This is a genomic window from Micromonospora sp. NPDC005237 (genome assembly GCF_040607775.1).
Lineage (GTDB): Bacteria > Actinomycetota > Actinomycetes > Mycobacteriales > Micromonosporaceae > Micromonospora.
In genome coordinates, this window is the sequence record NZ_JBEXHJ010000010.1 from 68,109 (window position 1) to 89,996 (window position 21,888).

General features: G+C 74.3%; 20 protein-coding genes. 4 read left to right on the forward strand and 16 right to left on the reverse strand.

Annotation, left to right across the window (positions count from 1 at the left end):
- Window positions 1-11 precede the first annotated feature (11 nt).
- Complete coding sequence (locus tag ABZT87_RS26190) at window positions 12-518, reverse strand: DUF664 domain-containing protein (RefSeq protein ID WP_355138847.1); 507 nt, start codon at window positions 516-518, stop codon at window positions 12-14.
- Entirely contained in the window at window positions 515-1,546 is a 1,032-nt protein-coding gene (locus tag ABZT87_RS26195) for an aldo/keto reductase (protein ID WP_355138849.1), read from the reverse strand. The genes ABZT87_RS26190 and ABZT87_RS26195 overlap by 4 nt, the downstream gene beginning before the upstream one ends.
- Before the next feature lie 110 nt (window positions 1,547-1,656).
- Between ABZT87_RS26195 and ABZT87_RS26200 the strand changes: the two genes are divergently transcribed.
- Window positions 1,657-3,201, forward strand: coding sequence for a glycosyltransferase family 39 protein (locus tag ABZT87_RS26200; RefSeq protein WP_355138851.1), 1,545 nt, complete (start codon window positions 1,657-1,659; stop codon window positions 3,199-3,201).
- Window positions 3,202-3,207: 6 nt separating this feature from the next.
- On the opposite strand, the gene ABZT87_RS26205 is transcribed toward ABZT87_RS26200, so the two are convergent.
- Window positions 3,208-3,675, reverse strand: coding sequence for an Rrf2 family transcriptional regulator (locus ABZT87_RS26205; RefSeq protein ID WP_355138853.1), 468 nt, complete (start codon window positions 3,673-3,675; stop codon window positions 3,208-3,210).
- 69 nt (window positions 3,676-3,744) lie between these two features.
- On the opposite strand from ABZT87_RS26205, the gene ABZT87_RS26210 reads away from it, so the two are divergent.
- Window positions 3,745-4,479 (forward strand): NAD(P)H-binding protein, encoded by a 735-nt coding sequence (locus ABZT87_RS26210; RefSeq protein WP_355138855.1) that lies wholly within the window; start codon window positions 3,745-3,747, stop codon window positions 4,477-4,479.
- 52 nt (window positions 4,480-4,531) lie between these two features.
- Here ABZT87_RS26210 and ABZT87_RS26215 read toward each other — a convergent pair whose 3' ends face one another.
- Window positions 4,532-5,014 carry an NUDIX domain-containing protein gene (locus tag ABZT87_RS26215; RefSeq protein ID WP_354855256.1) on the reverse strand — a complete coding sequence of 161 codons (483 nt, stop codon included), beginning with the start codon at window positions 5,012-5,014 and terminating at the stop codon, window positions 4,532-4,534.
- Between the two features lie 53 nt (window positions 5,015-5,067).
- Window positions 5,068-5,751: a hypothetical protein gene (locus ABZT87_RS26220; protein ID WP_354855255.1), complete on the reverse strand. Its 684-nt coding sequence runs from the start codon at window positions 5,749-5,751 to the stop codon at window positions 5,068-5,070.
- Window positions 5,752-6,320: 569 nt separating this feature from the next.
- Here ABZT87_RS26220 and ABZT87_RS26225 point away from each other — a divergent pair.
- Window positions 6,321-9,119 carry a LuxR C-terminal-related transcriptional regulator gene (locus tag ABZT87_RS26225; RefSeq protein WP_355138857.1) on the forward strand — a complete coding sequence of 933 codons (2,799 nt, stop codon included), beginning with the start codon at window positions 6,321-6,323 and terminating at the stop codon, window positions 9,117-9,119.
- Window positions 9,120-9,296: 177 nt separating this feature from the next.
- The gene (locus tag ABZT87_RS26230; RefSeq protein WP_355138859.1) at window positions 9,297-9,836 is read left to right on the forward strand and encodes a hypothetical protein; all 540 of its coding nucleotides are present in this window, start codon (window positions 9,297-9,299) and stop codon (window positions 9,834-9,836) included.
- Here ABZT87_RS26230 and ABZT87_RS26235 read toward each other — a convergent pair.
- From ABZT87_RS26235 to ABZT87_RS26285, 11 genes are read right to left on the reverse strand one after another with little or no spacing between them, the layout of a single operon-like run.
- A complete protein-coding gene (locus ABZT87_RS26235) occupies window positions 9,823-10,407 on the reverse strand; it encodes an NAD(P)H-dependent oxidoreductase (RefSeq protein WP_355138861.1) in 585 nt (194 codons plus the stop codon). The genes ABZT87_RS26230 and ABZT87_RS26235 overlap by 14 nt on opposite strands.
- A complete protein-coding gene (locus ABZT87_RS26240) occupies window positions 10,404-11,576 on the reverse strand; it encodes an LLM class flavin-dependent oxidoreductase (RefSeq protein WP_355138863.1) in 1,173 nt (390 codons plus the stop codon). The genes ABZT87_RS26235 and ABZT87_RS26240 overlap by 4 nt, the downstream gene beginning before the upstream one ends.
- 4 nt (window positions 11,577-11,580) lie before the next feature.
- The gene (locus ABZT87_RS26245) at window positions 11,581-14,361 is read right to left on the reverse strand and encodes a cytochrome P450 (RefSeq protein ID WP_355138865.1); all 2,781 of its coding nucleotides are present in this window, start codon (window positions 14,359-14,361) and stop codon (window positions 11,581-11,583) included.
- Window positions 14,362-14,364: 3 nt separating this feature from the next.
- Complete coding sequence (locus ABZT87_RS26250) at window positions 14,365-15,123, reverse strand: class II aldolase/adducin family protein (RefSeq protein WP_354855249.1); 759 nt, start codon at window positions 15,121-15,123, stop codon at window positions 14,365-14,367.
- Window positions 15,116-15,808, reverse strand: a complete 693-nt coding sequence (locus tag ABZT87_RS26255; RefSeq protein WP_355138867.1) for a DsbA family protein — start codon at window positions 15,806-15,808, stop codon at window positions 15,116-15,118. The genes ABZT87_RS26250 and ABZT87_RS26255 overlap by 8 nt, the downstream gene beginning before the upstream one ends.
- On the reverse strand, window positions 15,808-16,716 hold the full coding sequence (locus tag ABZT87_RS26260; RefSeq protein ID WP_354855247.1) for a thioesterase family protein: 909 nt from the start codon (window positions 16,714-16,716) through the stop codon (window positions 15,808-15,810). Before ABZT87_RS26260 ends, ABZT87_RS26255 begins: the two co-directional genes overlap by 1 nt.
- Window positions 16,713-17,522, reverse strand: a complete 810-nt coding sequence (locus ABZT87_RS26265; protein WP_355138869.1) for an alpha/beta hydrolase — start codon at window positions 17,520-17,522, stop codon at window positions 16,713-16,715. Before ABZT87_RS26265 ends, ABZT87_RS26260 begins: the two co-directional genes overlap by 4 nt.
- A complete protein-coding gene (locus ABZT87_RS26270; RefSeq protein ID WP_355067548.1) occupies window positions 17,519-18,538 on the reverse strand; it encodes a beta-ketoacyl synthase N-terminal-like domain-containing protein in 1,020 nt (339 codons plus the stop codon). The genes ABZT87_RS26265 and ABZT87_RS26270 overlap by 4 nt, the downstream gene beginning before the upstream one ends.
- On the reverse strand, window positions 18,535-19,647 hold the full coding sequence (locus tag ABZT87_RS26275; protein WP_355138871.1) for a beta-ketoacyl synthase N-terminal-like domain-containing protein: 1,113 nt from the start codon (window positions 19,645-19,647) through the stop codon (window positions 18,535-18,537). The genes ABZT87_RS26270 and ABZT87_RS26275 overlap by 4 nt, the downstream gene beginning before the upstream one ends.
- A 3-nt stretch (window positions 19,648-19,650) precedes the next feature.
- Window positions 19,651-20,685 carry a beta-ketoacyl synthase N-terminal-like domain-containing protein gene (locus ABZT87_RS26280; protein WP_354855243.1) on the reverse strand — a complete coding sequence of 345 codons (1,035 nt, stop codon included), beginning with the start codon at window positions 20,683-20,685 and terminating at the stop codon, window positions 19,651-19,653.
- Window positions 20,682-21,887 carry a beta-ketoacyl-[acyl-carrier-protein] synthase family protein gene (locus ABZT87_RS26285; protein ID WP_355138873.1) on the reverse strand — a complete coding sequence of 402 codons (1,206 nt, stop codon included), beginning with the start codon at window positions 21,885-21,887 and terminating at the stop codon, window positions 20,682-20,684. The genes ABZT87_RS26280 and ABZT87_RS26285 overlap by 4 nt, the downstream gene beginning before the upstream one ends.
- Window position 21,888 lies beyond the last annotated feature (1 nt).

Here is a 21,888-nt window from a genome sequence, read left to right on the forward strand (position 1 = left end):
AGCAGGCGGCCTCACTCTCCGGTCGGGCCGCCCGCCAGCTCGGCGACCACGTCGAGGTGGCCGAGGTGGCGGGCGTACTCCTGCACCAGGTGGAACAGCACCCGTTCCAGTGACGCCGGGTCGGCGCCGTCCCAGCGCGGGCCCGGCGCGCCGATCTCCGCCAGGTCGTGCGCCGAGACCACCGCGCTGGTGTGCGCGCCCTGCGCGCGCAGCGCCGCCACCAGGTCGGCGAGGGTCTCCTCGGGGGCGACGTACCACCGGTCACCGCGGCGGTCGCCCCACGGCTCGGCGACCGCCCGACCCTCGAAACCCCACTCGATCCAGCGCAGCTCGACGTGGCGCAGGTGCGTGAGCAGCTCCAGCGGGGTCCATCCGGACGGCAGCCGGCTGCGCCGCAGCTCCGGCTCCGCCAGCGCCGACACCTTGGCCACCGCGGACTCCCGGAAGTAATCCAGGTAGCGCAGGAAGACCTCGGTGCGGCTGCCGGCCGGGGTGATGGGTTCGGGGAACGCCGTCATGAGCCGGTCGGTAGGTCACGACCGCGCTGGCGCACACCCGCGCCGCCGTACGGGTAGTCGCCCACCAGCGGGGCGCTCGCCTCGTCCAGCAGCCGCATCTGCTCGGCGTCGAGGACCAGGTCGGCGGCGGTCAGGTTGTCGTCGAGCTGGTCGGTGGTCCGCGCGCCGAGGATCACCGAGGTGACCGCCGGTCGGGCCGCCAGCCAGGCCAGCGACACCGCCGACATGGAAGCGCCGTGTTCCCCGGCGACCTGGCGGACCGCGTCGAGCACCCGCCAGGTGCGCTCCTCGGCGTTGCGACCGGCGTACGCCTCGACGCCGCGCTGCGGGTTCTCACCGAGGCGGGTGGCGCCGGTGGGCGTGGTGTCGCGCTGGTACTTGCCGGTCAGCCAGCCGCCGCCCAGCGGCGACCACGGCAGGATGCCGATGCCCTCGTTCTCGCAGACCGGCACCAGCTCGAATTCGATCTCCCGGGCCAGCAGGTTGTACTGCGGCTGGAGGGTCACGATCGGGGTGAGGTTGAGGTGCTGGGTGAGCAGGGCGGCCTTCTGCAACTGCCAACCGGTGAAGTTGCTGACCCCCGCGTAACGGATCTTGCCGGCGCGGACCGCGTCGTCGAAGAAGCGCAGCGTCTCCGGCAGCGGGGTCAGCGGATCCCACGCGTGCGCCTGGTAGAGGTCGACGGCCTCGACTCCGAGCCGCCGGAGGCTGGCGTCCAGGGCGCGGGTGAGGTGCACGCGGGACAGGCCGGCGTCGTTCGCCCCGGGGCCCATCGGGAATCGGCCCTTCGTGGCGATGACGAGGCGGTCGCGCAGGTCGGGGCGGGAGCGCAGCCAGCGACCGACGATCTCCTCGGAGACGCCGGTGGAGTAGACGTCGGCGGTGTCGAGGAAGGTGCCGCCGGCCTCGACGAACCGGTCGAGCTGGGCGAAGCTGCCCTCCTCGTCGGTCTCCGCGCCGAAGGTCATCGTGCCCAGACACAGGGTCGACACCACCGTGCCGGTGGCGCCCAGAGTGCGGTATCGCATGTCGTCCTCTCGGTCCGAGTTACGAAGCTGATCTTCGCACCTGGTCAGACCACCTGCATCCGCGGGCGCGGGGGCACCCACGCGGCCGCTTTGCGGGCGATGATTGGTCGGTGAGCGAGCCCGCCATCGACACCGATCGACCGCACCTGCCGGCGCGGTCGTCCGCGCCGGCCGAGCTGCCGCAGCCCGGTCCCCGTGCGCTCGGCCCGTGGCTGGTCGCCGCCGCGACCAGCGTGACGTTGCTGCTGCTCGCCGGCCGCTACGGCTATCACCGCGACGAGCTGTACTTCCTGCTCTGCGGCCGGCACCTGGCCTGGGGCTACGTCGACCAGGGCCCGCTCGTCCCGGCGCTGGCCCGACTTCTGGACACGATCGCGCCGGGCAACCTGGTGGTGCTGCGGACGCCGTCGGCGCTGCTGGCCGGCGTCGCGGTCCTGCTGGTCGCCGCCATCGCCCGCGAGCTGGGCGGTGGCCGGGGCGGGCAGACCTTCGCCGCGGTGCTGGCCGCGCTGTCCGGCATCGTGCTCGCCGGCGGGCACCTGCTCAGCACCACGACCGTCGACCTGCTGGTCTGGCTCGGCGTCGCGTGGTGCGCGGTGCGGCTGCTGCGCACCGGGGACAGCCGGTGGGCGCTCGCGCTCGGGCTGGTGCTCGGCGTGGGCATGCTCAACAAGCTGCTGCCCGCGTTGCTGGCCGTGGGTCTGCTCGCCGGGGTGGTGATCGCGGGGCCGCGTCGGCTGCTGCGCGACAAGTGGGTGCTCGCCGCCGCCGGGATCGCGGTGCTGCTGGCCGCGCCGAACCTGATCTGGCAGGCCGCGCACGGCTTCCCGCAGCTCGGTGTGGCGGCTTCCATCTCCGGTGGCGACAGCTCCTACAGCGGTCGCCTCGACGCGCTCACCCTGCAGTTCGTCATCATCAGCCCGTACGCCGTGCCGATCTGGATCGCCGGCCTCGTCGCGCTGCTGCGCCGGCCGGCGTGGCGGGCGTACCGCGCGGTGGGGTGGGCCTGGGTGGTCGTGGTCGGCATCGTCCTGGTGGCCGGCGGCAAGGGTTACTACGACGCGCCTCTGCTGCTCGTGCTCACCGCCGCGGGCGCGGTGGTGAGCGCCGCCCGGGCCTCGCGCGGGTCGGCGTGGCTGCGTCGGGGGGTGCTCGCGGTGCCGTTCCTGCTGCCCACCGTCGTGCTGTTGCTGCCGGTGCTGCCGGCCGATCGGCTGCCCAGCTTCGTGGTCGACGTCAACTACGACGCTGGCGAGACCATCGGCTGGCCGGAGTTCGCCGATTCGGTGGCCGCCGTCCATCGTGGCCTACCGCCGCAGGAACGTTCGCGGGCGGTCATCCTCACCGGCAACTACGGGGAGGCCGGGGCGATCGCCCGCTACGGGCCGGCCCGGGGGCTCCCCCGGGCGTACTCCGGGCACAACAGCATGGTGGATTTCGGCCGCCCACCCGCCGACGCGGACGTGGCGATCGTGGTCGGCTGGGAGCGCCCCGACGCGCTGAACGCCTGGTTCCAGGAGTGCACGCCCGCCGGTCGGGTGGACCAGCGGGTCGAGGTGGACAACGACGAGAACGGCGGCCCGATCCTCGTGTGCCGGGGGCTGCGGCGTCCGTGGGCGCAGATCTGGGACACCGAGGTACGCCACACCGGCTGAGCGCGGTCAGCCGCTGCGGTCGCCGGTCAGCCAGGCACTGACGCCGGCCAGGGCCTCGGGGCCGGAGTCGACGTCCACGTCGCGGGCGAGGTCGGCGATCGTGATCCCGGCCAGGGCCTCGCGCCACGCCTTCTCCGCCGTGGACATGGCGCGGGCGATGGGACACGCGCGGGTGCAGGACTCGGGTGGGCTGGCCAGCGGGCCGCGCTGGCGGATCTCGGTGCAGACGAAGGCGGGGCCGGGCCCGTCGACGGCGTGGACCACGTCGAGCAGGCTGATGCTCTCCGGAGCGCGGGTCAACGCGTAGCCGCCCGACTTGCCCTGCACGGAGTGGATGAGCCCGGCGCGGGCCAGCGACTGGAGCTGTTTGGCCAGGTAGCTGCCGGAGACGTCGTGCAGCTCAGCGAGCCGGGCCGCCGGGACGGGCCTGCTGCTGGCCGTGAGCACGACGCAGCAGTGCAGCGCCCACTCCACCCATAGGAAGTCCGAGTTAAGTGCCGTAGCGGCATGGCGGACAAAACAGACAGGGAAGGTGGAACGGATATGAAGATCGCCGTGATGGGCGGGACGGGCCTCATCGGGTCCCAGGTCGTCCGGATCCTGCAGGCGGCCGGGCACGACGCGGTACCGCACTCGCAGTCGACCGGAGTCGACCTCCTCACCGGGCAGGGTCTGCCCGAGGCGCTCAAGGACGCCGACGTCGTCGTCAACCTGACCAACTCGCCGACCTTCGACGACGCCTCCCCCGCCTTCTTCCAGACGACCATGGACAACCTGCTGACCGCCGCCGAGCGGGCCGGCGTCGGCCACGCGGTCGTCCTGTCCATCGTCGGCGTCGACCAGGTGCCCGACCTGGCCTACTACCGCGCGAAGGTGCTCCAGGAGGACATCCTCAAGGCCGGCAAGGTGCCGTACTCGATCGTCCGCGCCACCCAGTTCTTCGAGTTCATCGACGCGGTCATCTCCTGGACCGCCGACGACAACGGCGTCCGCCTGCCCAGCACCCCCCTGCAGCCGATGGCCGCGGCCGACGTGGCCCAGGCCGTCGCCGACGTCAGCGTGGGCGCCCCCCTGCGGGGCGTCCGCAACGTCGCCGGCCCCGACGTGTTCGGGCTCGACGAACTGGGCCGGATCACCCTCGCCGCGCACGGCGACCAGCGCACCGTCACCACCGACGACAGCGCCGGCATGTTCGCGGCCGCTCCCGGCGACGCGCTGATCGCCACGGAGGGCGCGGTGCTCGCGCCGACGTCCTACCGGGAGTGGCTGGCCCGCTGACTTTCCACCCGCGGTGTTCCGGCGTACGCCCCGCGCCGGAACACCGCACACCTCAGTGCCGCAGGAGCTCGCTCATCTCGATCGGCGGCACGTGGCCGCTGGGCGGCAGGCCACGATGCAACGCGAGCCCCGCGTCGACGACGACGGAGCGTTCCAGCTCGGCGACGCTCGCCAGCGGTGTCCACTGGGCCCGGTCGGTCGAGCCGCCCGTCTCGTGCCGAAGGTCGCCGCCGGTGATCCGCACCCGGTAATAGATGGCCAGCATGTGCAGCTCGGCGGCATCGGCGTCGCCCAACGGCACGTACCTCGTCCGCGAGTGCACACCGAGCAGATGCTCGACCCGCACCTGGTAACCGGTCTCCTCGGCCACCTCCCGGACGACGGCGTCGTACGGGTCCTCGGCGTGCTCGACCCCGCCGCCGGGCAGCGTCCAGTGGCACGCCGAGCTGTCCGCCGACACGAAGCGGGCGAGCAGCACGTGCTCGTCCCGCGTGCACACCGCGTAGGCGGCGACCCGCAGCCGTTGCGCGATCACGTCGACTCCTTGCCGGTCGGTCGGCGGCCCCGACCGGCAGGTCGCGCGGTCGTTCACCTCTTCGGGCGGACCGGCCCGGGATGCTGGACGCCCAGGTGCGAGCGGGGCGACCGCCGCGCTCCGGCCCGGCGCCGCGACAGCGAACGGATCAGGTCGGCGTGCACCCGCTGCTCGTCACGGGTGCTGAGCCCGAGCTGATTGTGCAGCAGGTGGACCAGGTCGAACGTCATCCTGCCCTCGTATCCCGGTGCACGACGGAACGCCTCCAGCAGGTGTGCCCAGCAGGTCAGCGGGTGGCGTTCGGTCTTGAGCGCGGTGGTGATCCGCTGCCAGCGGACGCTCGGCAGGGCGGCCACCGCCTCGGACGTGACGAGCTCGCTGTCGCCCCGCAGGGCGGGGCAGTTGCGCATGGCCGCCACCATCGCCAGGTCCACGGCGGCGCCGAGGCGGGCCTGCCGCCCCGGGGTCATCCCGATCAGGTCGACCGCCACGTCGACCAGCCGTGGATCGCGCGCTGGCGGAGCGGCGAGGTGCGGCACGTGCACGGGCCCCTCCGCCCCGACCGCCACGCAGAGCCCCGCCAGTCGGGCCGCCAGCAGTCGCGGCGCGCTGCCGAGCAGGTGCAGACAGACCACCCGTGGCGACTGTCGGGTGAACGACCAGGCGGACAGCTCACCGGCAGCCTGCAGGCCGTGCAGCAGCGGACTGATGCCCCGGGTGAGGAACGCGTCGGCCACCGCGGCGCGCGGCGGCAAAAGACACTGAAATGCGTGCCATCGTTCCGGCTCGCTCAGCATCACCTCCGCATCTGACGAATTGTCCAGATAGGATCGATAATGAACGGTCATCCGAAGTCCCCCCAGAAGGCGTCGCACCGCCGGGGTCGACATTAAGCGACGGGGAACGATGCGACAGTAGGGGAAACCCCACATTGTCGTGAACTCAACGCAACCGCCGGTGTGCGCTGTGTCAAGAACCAAGTCCCCTATTTCGGTTTTTGGGCAGCAACATTTGCTCTCTTCGGCAATAGGACCAACCGGTCCCGCGATCGCAGTTCTTGTCGCGCGGACCTAGAGTTGCATCTGCCGCTCGCCCGAGCGCCGGCAATTGGCACCGCTGGCATCGGGCACGCCGAGAGGCCCGAACGGGACAGATCCTGGGGGTGGCAGTTGAAGCTGGGCCAACACTCGCCGCATTCTCGCGTCCGACCTGACCGTCGGGCCGCCGCCGGGCCGAGTCCGACCACGACCGACCGATGGCGTACGCCGGTGGACCACGGCGCGCGGGCGCCCGTCGTGGAGCGCCGATGAACATCAGCGAGGAGGAGTTCGCCCCGCCGCCGTCGGGCGACCCTCTCGACCCCCTGGTCGGGCGCAACTGCGCGCTCGACCTGTTCGACCGCGCCCTGGCCGGGGTCCGCGACGGCCAACCCGCCATGATCGAGTTCGTGGCTGACCCCGGCACCGGCAAGACGCGGCTGCTGCGCGAGGTCGCCGCGCGAGCCCGACGAGCCGGGGTGCCGGTGCTCGCCGCCGCCGGCCGCGACGGCCACCAGGTCGGGCAGGCCCTCGCGGCGCTGACCGACGAGCCGTCGGCGCCGGTCCGCGCCGGTGGGCCGCTGCTGCTGCTCCTGGACGACCTGCACAGCGCGTCACCCGCGACGGCCACGCTGCTGCGTCGGCTCGCGCAGGCGCCGCCCCCGGGCCTGCTGTGGGTCACCGCGTACCGGCCGCGGCAGATGCCGTCGTGCGTGACCACCGCGCTCGCCGCCGGCATCCACCTGAGCCGTCGGGCGGTCACCCTGACACCGTTGGATCCGGCCAGCGTCGCCGCGCTGCTCGGGCTGGTGGAGGGACGCGCCGCCCAGCGGGTGCACGTGCTCTCCGGCGGCGTCCCCCGCTACGTCCTCGCGTACCGCCCGGGCGCCCTGGACGGCCCGGTCGCCGCCCTGCGGGGCCTGCCCGCCGAGCTGCCCGTCGACGTCACCGGCGCGGTTCAGCTCGATCTCGACGCGCTGACCGACGAGCAACGGCAGATGCTGGAGGCCGTCTCGGTGTGCCCGAACGGGTTCGAGCCGGCGCTGGCCGCGGCGCTCGCCGATCGCGGCCCCGAGGTCACCAGCGACCTGCTCGACGCGCTGGTGGCCGCCGACCTGCTGCGGACCGACCCCACCGAGGCGTCGACCCTGCGGTTCCGTCACGAGGTGGACCGCACCGTGGTGTACCGCGCGTTGTCCCCCGGCCGGCGGCGACGCCTGCACGCGACGGCGGCCCGCGTCCTGCGCGAGCTCGGGCATCCGGTCACCCGGTACGCCGAACACCTGTCGGCCAGCGGGCAGTGCGCCGAACCGGCGACCGCCGACGCGCTGATCGAGGCGGCGGAGAGCGGTCTCGTGCCCCGGCTCGACGCGATCCGGTGGTTGACCAACGTCCAGCGGCTGCTGCCCGCCGCCGAGGTCACCGAGCCACGTCGTACGCGGCTGGAGTTCGCGATGGCGGACGCGCTGGTCGGCGCGGGTCAGCTGCGCCAGGCCCGCACCCTGTTACAGGAACTCACCCGCCGCCCTCTCGCCGACCGCGACCAGCGGCTGCGGGCGGTGGCCGCACGGGCGCGGGTGGAGCGCCTGCTGGGTCGGCCGTTCGACGCGTACGCGCTGCTGCTGCCGTACCGGGACGGGCGGGTGGAGCCGCACAGTCAGTTCCTGCTGACCGTCGAGGCGGCGATCGCCGGCGCCCTCTGTGCAGCGCCCGACGCGGCCGAGCACGCCCGGAGTCTGAGCCTGCTGGCGGAACGGACCGGCTCGGCGGTCAGCTCGACCACTGCCGCGGTGGTGCAGTCGTTCGTGGCCGCGTACACCGACTGCGGGATCCGGGTGCCCGAGACCCTGGACCGGGCGTCGTCCGAGGTGGACGCGTTCGCCGACACCGACCTCGCCCGGCACCCGGACCTGCTGGCCCTGCTGGGCTGGGCCGAGTACTTCCACGAGCGGGAACGCTCGGCCCTGCACCACTTCGACCGCGCGCTGGACATCTGCTGCCGCGCGGGTCTCGTGGCGCTGACTCCCTGGCTGCTGGTCGGCCGTTGCGCGGTGACCGCCCGACTGGGCAGCCTGGACCGGGCCCGGGTCGAGGGTGAGGACGCCGAGGAGGTGGCCGTCGCCATGGGCATCGACCCGATGGTGGCGCTGGCGCGCGCGTACCGGGCCATCGCGGTGGCCTGGCGCAGCGGCCCGAAGGCGGCCCGCCACCTGGCTGACACCGCCGTGCTGGACGCCAGCACCCGCCGCGAGAACTGGTACGACGGGGCGAGTCAGCGCGTGTCGGTGCGTCTGCGCTTCCTGGCCGGGGACCGGGCCGGCTCGACGTCGACGTTGCTGCGCGCCTGCGGTGGGGATGGTCTCGACCAGGTCGAGCTGACCAACCGGGCCTGCTGGGCCTCGGCCCTGGCCGAGATGGCCCACAAGGCCGGTCGGTGCGACGAGGCCAGGCGCTGGTTGGACGTGGCGGAGGGGTACGCCGAGCGGCTGGGGCTGCGGGGGCAGACCGCGTTGACCCGGACGGCCCGGGCGCGGCTGACCCTGGAGGCGGATCCGCGCTGCGCCGCCGAGCTGGCCGCCGCGGCTGCGGACTCGTTCGCGAGTCTGGGGTGGAGGCTGGAGGAGGCGTCGGCGCGGTTGGTGCGGGCGCGGGCTCTGTGCGAGGCCCGGGAGTGGTCGGCGGCGGAGGTCGAACTCGCCGAGACCCGCCGCATCGCGGAGTTGGTCGACTCCCCGCCGCTGCGCCGCTCGGTGGCCGGCGAGCAGAGCCGCGCGGCCGGGGCCGCGGGCCGTCTGCCGGCCGCGGCCGCGGGCGGGGAGCTGACCCTGACGCGGCGGGAGTGGGACATCGCCCGCCTGGTGGCGGCCGGTGCGAGCAACGCCGAGGCGGCGGACCAGGTGTACGTGACAGTCAAGACGGTGGAGGCTCACCTGACCCGGATCTTCCGCAAGACGGGGGTGTCGTCGCGGGCCGGGCTGGCCGCGTTGCTGGTGTCCCGGGCTGTCGACCCGCGATCCGCTGTCGAGGATCGAGGGTCTGCGACTCGCAGGGCCCGATTTGAGCGTTGATGCCCACAATAAAACGGAGATGAAGGATAGGCGTCCCGTGGCGAGTGTCGGATATCTCGCCTTCTGCCTGCGGGAATCTGATATCTTGTCTCCCACCACCGGTCAAACCCGACAGGGCTGACCGGGGGGCCGGAAGCCGCACTGGCTCGCCCGGAGATGCGCAGGAAAGGCATCGTCGTGAGTCAATACATCATCACCATCGTGCCCGTGGAGGACGACGGTGAGGAGATCACCGGCCCGGTGGCCCAGACCGTCGTGCGTCTGGAGACCGGCAACGGCCACCCGGTCGTGCGGGAGCTCACCGTCCGCGCGCCGCAGAGCGCCGGTCTGACCGGCGAGCTGCCGTACGTCGACTTCGACGCCCTGCTGCGCGCCTTCATCCCCCCGCAGGACCGCGACCGGAGTCGCGCCGAGGCCGCACCCCGTCCGGCCGTGACGGTCGGGCCGGTCCCCGCGACCACCGCGACCACCGCCGCCGCACCCCGGCCGCAGCCGCCCCGACCGGCACGCCGGGCCGGCGAACCGGACCGGCTCAGCCGACTCAAGGCCGGTCGCGCGTACCGCCGGGCGCCCGACCCGGCGGACCTGGAGGCGGTCTACGAGCAGGTCGGCACGATCAGCCGCGTCGCCGAGCACTTCGACGTTCCGGTGCACACGGCACAGGGCTGGATCAGCCGGATGCGCCGCAAGCACGACACCGAGGTCAACGCCGGCTGACTCCGGGCTCGGCCGGCACGCCGGGCACCACGGCCAGCGCGTCCACCACCGCCGGCGTCGCCCGGCCCAACCAGCGCTCGATGCCGACCTCCGCCGTGTCGAACTCGCGCTCCAGCACGCACAGGCCCGCCGTGGGCACGCACGCGCCCACCTCGGCCAGCAGGGCGCCCAGGTAGGTGTCGACGATGTGCCGGTGACCGGACCGGGCGGCGGTCATCAACGGCACCGCCACCACCCCGGTGAGCGCACCCCGGGGCAGCACGTCGACGAAGAGCTTCAGCAGGCCGCTGTACGCCGCCTTGAACGTGGGGCTGGCCACCAGCAGCAGGCCCGGTCGGCGTACCGCCTCCAGCACCTCGTCGAGCGTCTCCGGCCGGCTACCCTGCCCGACCAGCTCGGCCGTCAGCTCGGCCAGGTCGATCACCGTCGGCGCTCCGACGGGGGTCGGGCCGTGGGTCAGTCGGGAGTGCAGTGCCGCCGCGGTGGCCAACGCGACGGTCCGCGTACGGGAATGGGGTTTCGGGTTGCCGATCAGCGCGGTCATCGGCAGCTCCGCGACCGGCCCGATCATCGGCCCACCGCCAGCTCCGGGGTCCGCCGGGCGGCCCCGTCGTGCGTGCCGGCCCCGTCGTCCGCGTCGGCCCCGCCACTCAGGAGGCCGTCGTGGCGCAGCAGCGGCAGCACGCCCTCGCCGAACCAGTACGCCTCCTCCAGGTGCGGCTGCCCGGACAGGATCAGATGGTCCACCCCGGCGGCGTGGTACTCGGCGATCCGCTCCGCGACCTCCTCGTGGCTGCCCACCAGCGCCGCGCCGGCACCGGGCCGGATCAGGGAGTAGCCCGCCCAGACGTTCGGGTACACCTCCATCCGGGCGTTGCCGTCCGCGTGCAGCGCCGCCGCCCGCCGCTGGCCCTCCGAGTCGGTACGCGCGAAGCGCTGCCGAGCGGCGGCGATCCGCGCCTGGTCGACGCCGGCGAGGAGACGGTCCGCCTCGGCCCACGCCTCCCGCGCGGTGTCCCTGGTGATCACGTGGAGTCGACTCCCGGTGCGCAGCGTGCGGCCGGCCTCCGCCGCCTGGTCACGTGCCCGACCCAGCAGCTCGCCGAGCTGGGCCGGTGTCTCACCCCAGGCCAGGTACACGTCCGCGTGCCGGGCGGCCGCCCGCTGCGCCGCCGGCGAGGACCCGCCCAGGAACACGGCCGGAGCGGTGGCCGGTGGCCGGGCCAGCAGGGCGGCCTTCACCCGGTAGTGCTCGCCGCTGTGGTCGACCGGCTGGCCGGTCCACAGTCCACCCAGCACGGTGAGGAACTCCTCCGCGCGGGCGTAGCGGGCGTCGTGGTCCAGCCAGTCGCCGTAGCGGCGCTGCTCGTCCGGGTCGCTGCCGGCCACGATGTTGAGCAGCACCCGGCCCGCCGAGACACGTTGCAGGGACGCGGCCATCTGGGCGACCAGCGTGGGCGAGGCGAGCCCCGGCCGTAACGCGATCATGAACTTCAGCCGTTGCGTCTGCGCGGCCAGCGCGGACGCCACCACCCACGGGTCCTCGCAGAACAGCCCGGCGGGCGTGAGCACACTGGCGAAACCCAACCGGTCGGCGGCGCGCGCCACCTGCGCCAGATAGCCGATGTCCGGCGAGCGGCGGGTGATCCGGGCCGGCCGGATTCCGCCACCGCGGGCGGGCTCGGCCAGGTCACGGCCGTCTCCGTGCGTCGGCAGAAACCAGTGCAGGTCCAATGGCATGGGGTCACTCCCCTTCCGGCGCGACGTCGAAGCGCGCGGGCATCGCGGTGACGGCGTTCATGAAATTGGTCCGCATCCGGCGTACCGGCCCGGTCAGTCGGAGCCGGCCCAGATGCGGACGGATCGCGGTGAGAAAGGCCGCCATCTCCAGCCGGGCCAGGTGCGCGCCCAGGCAGAAGTGCGGACCGATACCGAACGCCAGGTGCGGGTTGGGATCGCGGGCGAGATCCAACCGGTCAGGATCGGTGAACGCGGCCGGGTCCCGGTTGGCCGAGATGTAGTAGATGACGACCTTGTCCCCGGCGGCGATGCGGGTTCCGTCGAGGACGGTGTCGCGGGTGGCGGTGCGGCGGAACTGCATGATCGGCGTGACCCAGCGCAGCAGCTCCTCCACCGCGCTCGTGGTCAGGTCGGGCTCGGTGATCAGCCGGTCCCGCTGCTCGGGGTTTTCCAGCAACGCCTGCACCCCGTTGGAGATGAGGTGCCGGGTGGTCTCGTTGCCGGCGATGACCAGCAGCAGCCACAGCTGGCACAGCTGCGCGTCGGTCAGGCCCCGGCCATCGGCCTCGGCGTGCACGAGGAGGCTCAGCAGGTCGTCGGTGGGCGCGGCCCGTCGCTGGGCCGCCAGCTGCCGGACGTAGGAGAAGGCCGCCGCGAAGGTGTCCCGGTAGCGCTGCACGCTGCCACCGCCGTAGCGGGGATCGTCGAACCCGACCAGGTTGTTGCTCCAGTCGAACAGCAACCGCCGGTCCGCCCGGGGCACACCGAGCAGGTCGGTGAGGACGAGCAGCGGCAGCTCGGCCGCGAGGTCCGCCACCACGTCGATGTCGCGCGCGGCCACCGCCCGGGCGATGACCTCCTCGGCATGCTGGGTCACCAGCTCACCGAGGCGACCCACCGCGCGGGGTGTGAACGCCCCCGCCACCAGCCGCCGCACCCAGGCGTGCTCCGGAGCGTCCATGTTGATCAGAAGCTGCCGGTTGCGGTGCAGATCCTCCGGGGTCCGGGGGTCGGCGAGGAACGCCCCGCCGGCCGCCGACGAGAACGTCGCCGGGTCACGGGACACCGCGGACACCGCGGCGTGGCGGGTGACGGCCCAGAAACCCGGCCCCCGGGACCGCACCGACCGGTCCTGGTCGGTGCGGGTCAGCTCGACCTCCTCGACCCAGGCCACCGGCGCCTCCCGTCGGCGGCGGGCGAACTCGTCGTGCGGCACGCCGGTCAGGAAGGTCGCCGGGTCCGCGAGCAGGCCCGGCGACACCGTGGCCCGCCGGTAGCGGTCCCGCAACGCCCGGCGGGGCACCTTGCCGGTGGGCTCGCGCGGGATCCGGTCGACCACCTCGTACGAGCGCGGCACCTTGAAGCCGGCCAGGCTGGTCCGGCAGTGCGCGTCGAGGGCCTGCTCGACGCCCCGGGTCGGCCACGTCGGGTCGAGCTGCACCACCGCCCGGACCTGCTCGCCGAACTCGTCGTCCGGCACCCCGATGACCACGCTGTCCTGCACGGCCGGGTGCGTCGACAGCACCGCCTCCACCTCGGCGGGATAGACGTTCACGCCGCCGGTGACGATCAGCTCCGCCGAGCGGCCGGTGAGGAACAGGTAACCGTCGTCGTCCAGGTGGCCCAGGTCGCCGACGGTGAAGGTGTGCGGGGCGACGTGCGCCTGCTCGGTCTGCTCCGGAGCGTTGTGGTAGTGGAACCCCCGGCCCGGGGGCCGCCGCACGGCCACCCGGCCCTCCTGCCCGGCGGGCACCGGCCGGCCCTCGTCGTCGACCACCACCACCTCGGTCGGCGGCGCCGGCCGGCCCACCGTGCCCGGCCGGGCCAGCCAGGTGTGCGAGTCGGCCAGGGTGACGATGCCGGCCTCGGTCGCGGCGTAGTACTCCACGAACACCGGCCCCCACCACTCGATCATCGCCCGCTTGGTCTCCGGCGGGCAGGGGCCGCCGCCGTGCCAGATCCGGGCGAGGCTGGCGCCGGAGAACGCCGCCCGGGTCCCCGCGTCGACCCGCAGCAGGCGGATGAACTGGGTCGGCACCAGATGACTGATGGTGATCTTCTCGTCGTCGATCACGCGCAGCACCTCGACCGGGTCGAACCCGCGGCGCAGCACCAGCCCACAGCCGCGCAGCAGCGGAAACTGGGCGAAGAACAGCTGCGCCGAGTGGTACCAGGGACCGACCAGCAGCGCCTGCCCCTGCGTCGGAATGCCCAGGCCGCCGCCGAGCGCCTCGGTGGTGGCGGCCACCCGGTCGATCGGGGCGCCCACCTTGAGCAGCGGGTTGACCACTCCCTTGGGGCGTCCGCTGGTGCCCGAGGTGTAGAGCAGCACGCCGCCGGAGAACGCCGGGACGCCCGGGCCCGCCGGCAGGTCGTCCACCGCCGTGAACCCGTCCCCGCCGTCGACAGTCACCAGCCGGTCGGGGCCGCCCGGCGTACGCGCCACCGCGTCGCGCACCGTCGGCGCGTACGCCGCCTCGGTGAGCACCGCCCGCGCCCCGCAGTCGGTCAGGATGTGGGCGATCTCCGGCGCGGTGAGGTGCCAGTTGACGGGCACCGCCACCAGACCCGCGTGTACGCAGGCGAGCAGCGCCTCGAACGTCTCGTGCCGGTTGCCGAGCACGAACGCCACCCGGTCACCGACGTCCAGGCCGGCCCCGCGCAGCACGCCGATCCACCGGTCCACCGACCGGTCCAGCTCCGCCCACGTCCGGGTGGTCCGCTCGTCGGTCAGCGCGACGTCGCCGGCCCGGTCCCGGACCATGGTCTTCAGCAGCTCGGCCACTCGTCACTCCTGTCTGGGCGTGGTGCCGTGCGTGAGGTCGGGGCTGACGGCCAGGACGTGCTCCGCGACCGGCCGGAAGTTCAGTCGGGCGATCTGCGCGGTGCCGATGTCCGCCCGCGCGGCCCGAGCCGCGTCGGCGGGGATCACCACCAGCTCGCCGGCTGCCTGGGCGAGCAGCTGCACCTGGCAGCAGCGGTCCATCGCCAGGAACCACCAGGCCGCCTCGGCCACCGAGCCGCCGACGGTGAGCAGTCCGTGGTTGCGCAGGACGACGGCCTTGCCGGTGCCCAGCGTCGCCGCGATGCGGTCACCCTCCGCGCCGTCGAGGACGACGCCGCCGTACTCGTCGTGGACCTCGTGGTCCTCGAAGAAGGCGCACGCGTCCTGGGTGATCGGCGCGAGCGGCCGGCCGAGCGCCGAGAACGCCCGACCGTGGATCGAATGGGTGTGCGCGGCGGCCACCACGTCCGGGCGGGCCTTGTGGATGGCCGAGTGGATGGCGTACCCGGCGGGGTTGATCCGGCCGGAGCCGTCGACCACGTCGCCGGTGTGGTCGACGCGCAGCAGGTCGTCGTCGCGCACATGGGCGAAGTGCCGGCCGAACGGGTTGATCCAGAAGGTGTCCGGCTCGATCGGGTCCCGGGCGGTGACGTGGCCGCCAGCGCCCTCGTCGAACCCCGCGAGGGCGAACGCGCGCAGCGTGAGGACCAACTGCCGGCGGCGGTGGGCGCGTTCCTGTTCCGGGTCTCGTCGCTCAGCCACAGCCGCCTCCGGTGTCGGTGTCGTACCCGCCCACGCCCGCCGGCACCGCGGGGGGCGCGACCGGCGTGCCGGTCCGCTCGGCGTACGCGGCGAGGAAGTCGTCGACCCGGTCCACGCCCCAGAACCGGTGTGGACCCAGCCGCAGGTAGGGGATGCCGAAGATGTCCTCCTCGTACGCCCGCAGCAGGCACTGCGCCCCGGCCGCCCGGACGGTCTCGTCCTCCACCGCGCCGAGCACCACCGCCGGGTCCACCCCGGCCCGCTCGGCCACCTCGGCGATCACCTCGGGGGTGCACACGTTCTCGCCCCGCTGCCAGCGGGCGGCGATCACCTCCCGGTAGAACGCCTCCCCCGCGCCCTGTTCCCGGGCGGCCAGCCAGCCCAGGTGCGGGACCTCCCACCACGGGTCGATGTCGATCGGCCAGCGCATCGACAGGCCCAGCCGCTGGGCCTGCCGCTTGGCGTCCTGGAGCAGGTACAGGTGCTTCGGCTTGCTCATCTGCACGTAGTGGAAGGCGCCGCCACGGGCGGTCAGCGCCTCCTGCGTCCGCGCGTCCGGGTCCCAGTAGGGGATGAACTCCAGCACCTCCTGCGGCCGGCCCAGCGCCCGGGTCAGCCGCTCCACGGCCAGCCAGCTGTACGGGCTGCGGAAGGAGAAGTACAGGCGGGGCTGCTTGGTGGCCATCACCGCCGCCCACCGGTCAACGCCGCCACGGTGTCCCCGTCGAGGGTGGCGAGCCGGCCCGCCTCCGGGCCGCGGCTGACCGCGTACCCGTGCAGGATGCTGGCCGTCGCCACCCGGACCAGGCGACCGTCGCGGACGACGTGGCAGTCCATCCGCGCGTCGTACGTGACGTCCTTGAGCACGTCGGTGACGGTGAAGCTGACCCACACGGGCTCGTCGAGGTGGGCGTCGCCGAGCACCTCGATGCGGGCGCGGGAGACCACCGGGATCCAGCCCCGCTCGCGCAGCATCCGGCCCACCGACACACCCCGGTCGGCGAGGTAGCGGTCCACCACCTCCTCCAGCAGCCGGACGTACCCGGAGTGCTGCATCCGCTGCGAGTACTGGCAGTAGAAGTAGGGCACCCGCCACGGCCAGACGAATCCCGCCCCGGCGGCGCGCAACTCATCGGCCGGGTCCGCGCCGGCGGGGGCGCCCGGCTCGCCGGGGGCCGGCTCCTCGACCAGGCCGGCCAGCTCCGCCGGCAGCGGCGCCGCCTGCGGTACGTCCGCCTCCCGCACCAGGGCCACCCGCACCCGGGCCCGGCACACGGTCACGTCGGCGTCGCGGCGCACACCCATCCGCACCGCGAACCGACCGTTGGCGGCGGTGCTCGCCACCACCGTCGCGGTGTCGTCGACGTCGAGGACGGCGGGCAGCAGCAGCGAACAGTCCCGGATCGACAGCCCCACCCCGTGCTCGTGGTAGAGCCGGCCGGGCCCGTGCCCCCGCTCCCGGAACCACTGCAGCACACCCTGCTCCACCAGGTACGCGAAGTGTTTGAAGCCGATCCAGGTGCGGATGTTCGCGCCCTCGAACCCGGGCCGGGCCGACAGTGTCACGGATGCGTTCTCAACCGCCGTGGTCACGGCGTACCTCCTCGGATCGCGGGGTCGGGGCAGACCTTCTCGACGAAGCCCGCGACGTGTCGGGCCACCTCGGCCGCCCGGTCGAGATGACAGAAGTGGTGAAAGTCCGGCTCCACGACGACGTGCGCGTCGGGAAGTTCGGCCCGCAGCGCGCCGACGCGCGGGCCGTCGAGGCCGGGGTCCCGGCCACCGGTGAGCACCATGGTCGGCACGGTCACCGCGTGCAGCGGCAGGCCGGCGGTCGCGGTGAAGTGATCGAACAGCGTGGTGAAGCCGACCGGCCCGATCCGGTCCACCATGATGTCCCGCATGGCGGTCAGGGTCTCCGCGTCCAGGTCGGCCAGCCGGGGGCCGAGACGGTGGCGCAGCCCCTCGTCGATGATCTGGACGAAGTTGGCCTGCGCCCGCTCGTGCACCGCCCAGGTGACCGCCAGGTCGGGCGGGCAGTAGAACGGCGCGATGAGCATCGCCCCGCGCGGCGCGACGTCCGGTTCGGTGGCGAGCATCTCCAGCACCGCGTTCGCGCCGAGCGAGTGGCCGACCACGACGTCGGGGGGCGTGGCCATGGCACGGACGGCGGCGGCGAGCCAGGCGCCCGGGGTGCCCCGACGCCGCCAGCGGTGATCGGTGCCGGCTTTCCACGGCAACTCGGCCGCGAGCAGCCGCCAACCGGTGGGCAGCCGCTGCGCCAGGGGTCGCCAGCTCCGCCAGGCGTCGGACATACCGTGCGCGAGCAGCACGGTCGGCGTTCCGGTGTCCGGGCCGGCGAGCCGGTGCACGGCGACCGCCGGTGGCGTGCCGCTCATCGCCGCGCCGCCCGGACGTCGAGTTCGCGCATGCCGTCGACGGGGTCGCCGCAGCGGACCGTGACGTTCGGGGTGGCGCCGACCAGGCGTACGGCCAGCGCCGTGTGCACGACCCCCGCGGCGCCGTAGTGGTCGCCCGCCACGGCGGCCGCGTCGACCAGCGGGCCGCGTGGTGTGCCGTCGACGGGTACGCCCGACCGCACCGGCCCCAGCAGGGCCAACGGGTGCGGCTCGGCGTCGACCCGGCCGAGCAGCAGGCAGGCCGCCCCGGCGCGCAGCGGGCGGGCGGCGGTGGCGCCGTCCCGGGCGGCGTGCAGGGCCTGGGCCTGCGGGTCGTCCGGCTCGGTGCCGACCACGACGGCCCGGTCGGCGCGGCCGGTACGCAGCAGCAGCCCGGCCAGCCAGATCGCGTCCAGGCCGGCGGTGGCCCCGGAACAGACGGTGAGGTTGGGGCCTCCGAAGCGGAACCAGATGGCGATCGCGCCGGCGATGACGTTGCTGGAGGCGTTCGGCGCCTCCAACGGGCCGACCTCGCGCGGGCCGCCCTCGCGCAGTCGGCGGGCGATGTCGCCGACGGTGGCGACGTTGCCCAGGTTGGAGCTGACCACCACGGCGGTACGCGGATCCGCCGGCCCGCTCGGGCGGGGCGCCTTCGGCGCGCGGCCCAGCGCCCGGTGCACGGCGCAGAGGGCGAGCCGGGTGGCCGGCTCCTTGGCCAGCAGACCCTTGCGTCCCAGCAGGTCGGCGGCCCGCTCGGGTGGGCAGGCGGGTTCCTCGTCGGCGACCCACGCCCCGCCGACACCCGCCGGCAGGTCGACTCCGCGCAGGCTTGCTCCCGGCAGGTGCAGTGCCGCCGCGAGAACGGCGGCCACCGGTCGATCCGGGTCGGCCCCGGGCGGCGTGTCCGCCGTGGACCGTCCCGGCCGGGTTACCTGGCCCGGCCGGCGGGACGCGGGCGGCGGCACGCTGCGATCCGGCGTCGGGGCGAGGTGCCCGGCGTGGGCGCGGCCGGTCATCGCACCGCCTCCAGGAGGGTGACGGCGTTGAGACCGCCGAAGCCGAACGCGTCCACCTGAGCCACCCGGACGTCCGCCCGCACGGCCGCGTCGCGGACCAGCCGCAGCGCGGCCGCCTCGGACGCCGGCCGGGTCAGCCCGACCACCGGCGGCACCCGGCCGGTGCGCAGGATCTCGACGGCGACAGCGACGCTGAGCAGCGCCGATCCTCCCGACGTGTGGCCGACGGCGCCCTTGAGGGCGGTGACCAGGGGGCCGGGCTCGCAACCGGCGAACACCTCGGCGATGACCCGCGCCTCGGTCTCGTCGTTCAGCGTCGTGCCGGTGCCGTGCGCCAGCACCAGGTCGACCTGGTCGGGCCGGCGCGCGGCGCGGTGGTGAGCGTCGTGGACCGCCCGCAGGATGCCCGCCGGGTCGGGCGCCGTCTCGTGTCCGGCGTCGCAGGACAGCCCGGTGGCGAGCAGCCGGGCCAGCCCGCCGGGTCGTTCCGGCTCGACCACCAGCACCGCCGCGCCGTCGCCGAGCAGCACACCGGCCCGGTCGGCGTCGAAGGGCTGCACCCGGCTGGTCGGGCGGGCGGCCACCCGGCCGATCATTGCGAGCATGGAGGCGCTGCTGCCGTCGGTGCCGCCGACCAGCACGGCGTCCGCCTCGCCGGTCTCCACCAGGTCCTGTGCCAGGGCGAGGGCGGAACCGCCGGCGCTGCACGCGTTGGCCAGGGTGACCACCTGCCGCACGCCGGGCGCCGCGCTGGCGACGGCGGCGGCGAAGTGCAGCCGCTCGGCGGGGAAGTCCACCGAGCCCGCCAGCGCCGCCCGTTCCACCTCGGCCGACTCGCGCAGCCCGGTGCCGACGAGACTGACCACCCGCTGTCGACGGGGATCGAGGCCGGCGGCGGCGACGGCCTCGGCCACGCAGTCGGTCAGCCAGCGGCTCGGGCCGAACGGCGCGTCGTCGTCGATCGGGTAGCCGTGGCCGACCCCCACCCGGGCCGGGTCCGACCGCCGCAGCCCGGCGGCGCCGCACGCGCCGCGCAGCAGCGCCGCGACGGTGGCCGGGCCGTCGCCGAAGCAGGTACGGACCGCTGTGGCGGTGATGGTGGCGGACATGTCCTACCCCCGCACCACGGCCGCGGCGACCGCGCCGTCGCGGGACCGCCCGACGATCAGCGCGGGCCGACCGCGCGCGTCCGGGTCCTCGGCGTAGCGGCCCAGCAGCACGCCCAGCGCCAGCGCGCCGGTGGCGGACTGACAGTCACCGAGCGCCGGACGCACCGACAACCGCTGCGCGGCCGTCGGCACCACCTCGGACAGGCTGTCGGCGTCGAGATCGCCGCTCGCGATCGCCCACACGTCGGCCGGTCGGACCTTCGCCGTGGCCAGCGCCCGACGTACGCAGCCGGCGAGCCCGTCGACGCTGGGCTCCGGCTGGAAACCGGTGGCCACCGCGAGCACCTGGGCGCGCGGCGCCCCGGTGCGGCCGGGCGTCGGGCGGCAGAGCAGGTAGACCGCCGCGGCCTCACCGGCCGGGCCGGCGCCGGTCAGCTGCGCCGCCCACGCCGTGTTCGGCGTGTACTCCTCGACCCCGCCGACCAGCAGGGCGTCGACGTACCCCCGGCGCAGGGCGTTGAGCGCGTAGCGCAGCGCGTACAGGAAGGCGAGCGGGCCGCCGGCCACTGTGGCGTTGACGCCGCGCAGCCCGTAGCGGATCGCGGCCTGGCCGCTGGCGCAGTTCATCACCGTGTTCGGGAACAACACCGGGTTGACCAGGTACGGCTTGTCCTGCACCAGCGTCTCGCGGGAGAAGTCCATCGTCGACTTCAGGCTGCCGGTGGTGGTGCCCAGCACCACGCCGACGCGGTGCCGGTTGTCGTCGTCGGGGGTGAGCCCCCCGTCGGCCAGCGCCCGCCCGCAGGCCACCATGGCCAGCGCGGTCGCCCGGTCCAGGAAGCTGGTGCCCTTGCGGCCCAGCAGCCGGCGTACGTCGAAGTCGGCGATCGCCGGCGCCTGCTCGGTGGGCAGCGGCTCGTCGAAGCGGTCGCGCACGTCGACGCCGACGACCGTGCCGGCGCGGACGGCGGCCAGCAGCTCGGTGACCGAGTCCCCGGCCGCGCTGAGCACTCCCCAGCCGGTCACCAGCCCGGTCACCGGATCGCCCCGAAGATCGTGATGGCGTTGTTGCCGCCGAACGCGAAGCCGTTGTTCTGCGCGACCCGCACCGTGGCCGGCCGGGCCGTGTTCGGCACCGGGTCGATCCACGACAGCTCCGGGTCGGGGGTGGCCCAGTTGATGGTCGGGGGCAGGAACCCGTGCCGGATGCCCAGCGTGGTGGCGATCGCGCCGAACCCGCTCGCCGCGCCCATCGTGTGGCCGAGCATCGACTTGATCGAGCTGACCGGCGGTACCCGGTCGCCGAACACCGCCCGGATGGCCCGCGCCTCGCACAGGTCGTTGGCGGGCGTGCCGGTGCCGTGCGTACTGATGTAGTCGATGTCCTCCGGTTTGACCCCGGCGTTCTCCTGGGCCAGCCGCATGCACGCCGCGACGCTCTCCTCGTTGGGCGCGACCATGTGGTGGGCGTCGCAGTTGACGCCGTACCCGAGCACCTCGGCGTAGATCCGGGCGCCCCGGTCCTGCGCGTGCTCCAGGGTCTCCAGCACCAGAGCCGCGCCGCCCTCACCGGTGAGGATGCCGGAGCGGTCCCGGTCGAACGGCCGGCAGGCCCGCTCGGTCAGCGCGCCGAGCCGGTAGAAGCCGGCGTGCGCCCACCGGCACACCGAATCGGCGCCGCCGGCCACCATCACGTCCGCCTCACCCCAGCACAACAGGTCGTACGCGTACCCGATGGCGTAGTTGCTGGCCGAGCAGGCGGTGGTGAGGGTGACCGACTCCCCGGCCAGCCCCAGCTCCGCGCTCACCGCGTAGGACAGCCGCTCGGCCGGCGCCTGCCGCAGCGCCTCGGCGGACATGGCCGGGTACCCGCCGGCCACCAGCTCGGCGGTCAGCTGCTCCACCACCGTGGACTCGCCGCTGGTGGTGCCGACGACCGCGCCGACGCGCGCCGGGTCGGTGGCCGGCAGCGACAGACCCGCGTCCATCGCGGCCAGCCGGGCAGCCGCCGCCGCGAACAGCGCCGAGCGGCCCCAGTCGGCGACCCGCAGCCGCCGCAGCAGCGCCTCCGGCCGGAACGCGGGCACCTCACCGGCGAAGTGGTGCGGGAATCCGCTCGCGTCGAAGCTCGCGATGGGCGCGGCGGCCGACCGGCCGGAGCGCAGCCCGGCGGTGAACTCGTTCACCCCGATGCCGATGCCGGACACCGGCCCGAGCCCGGTGACGACCACGCGGTGCACG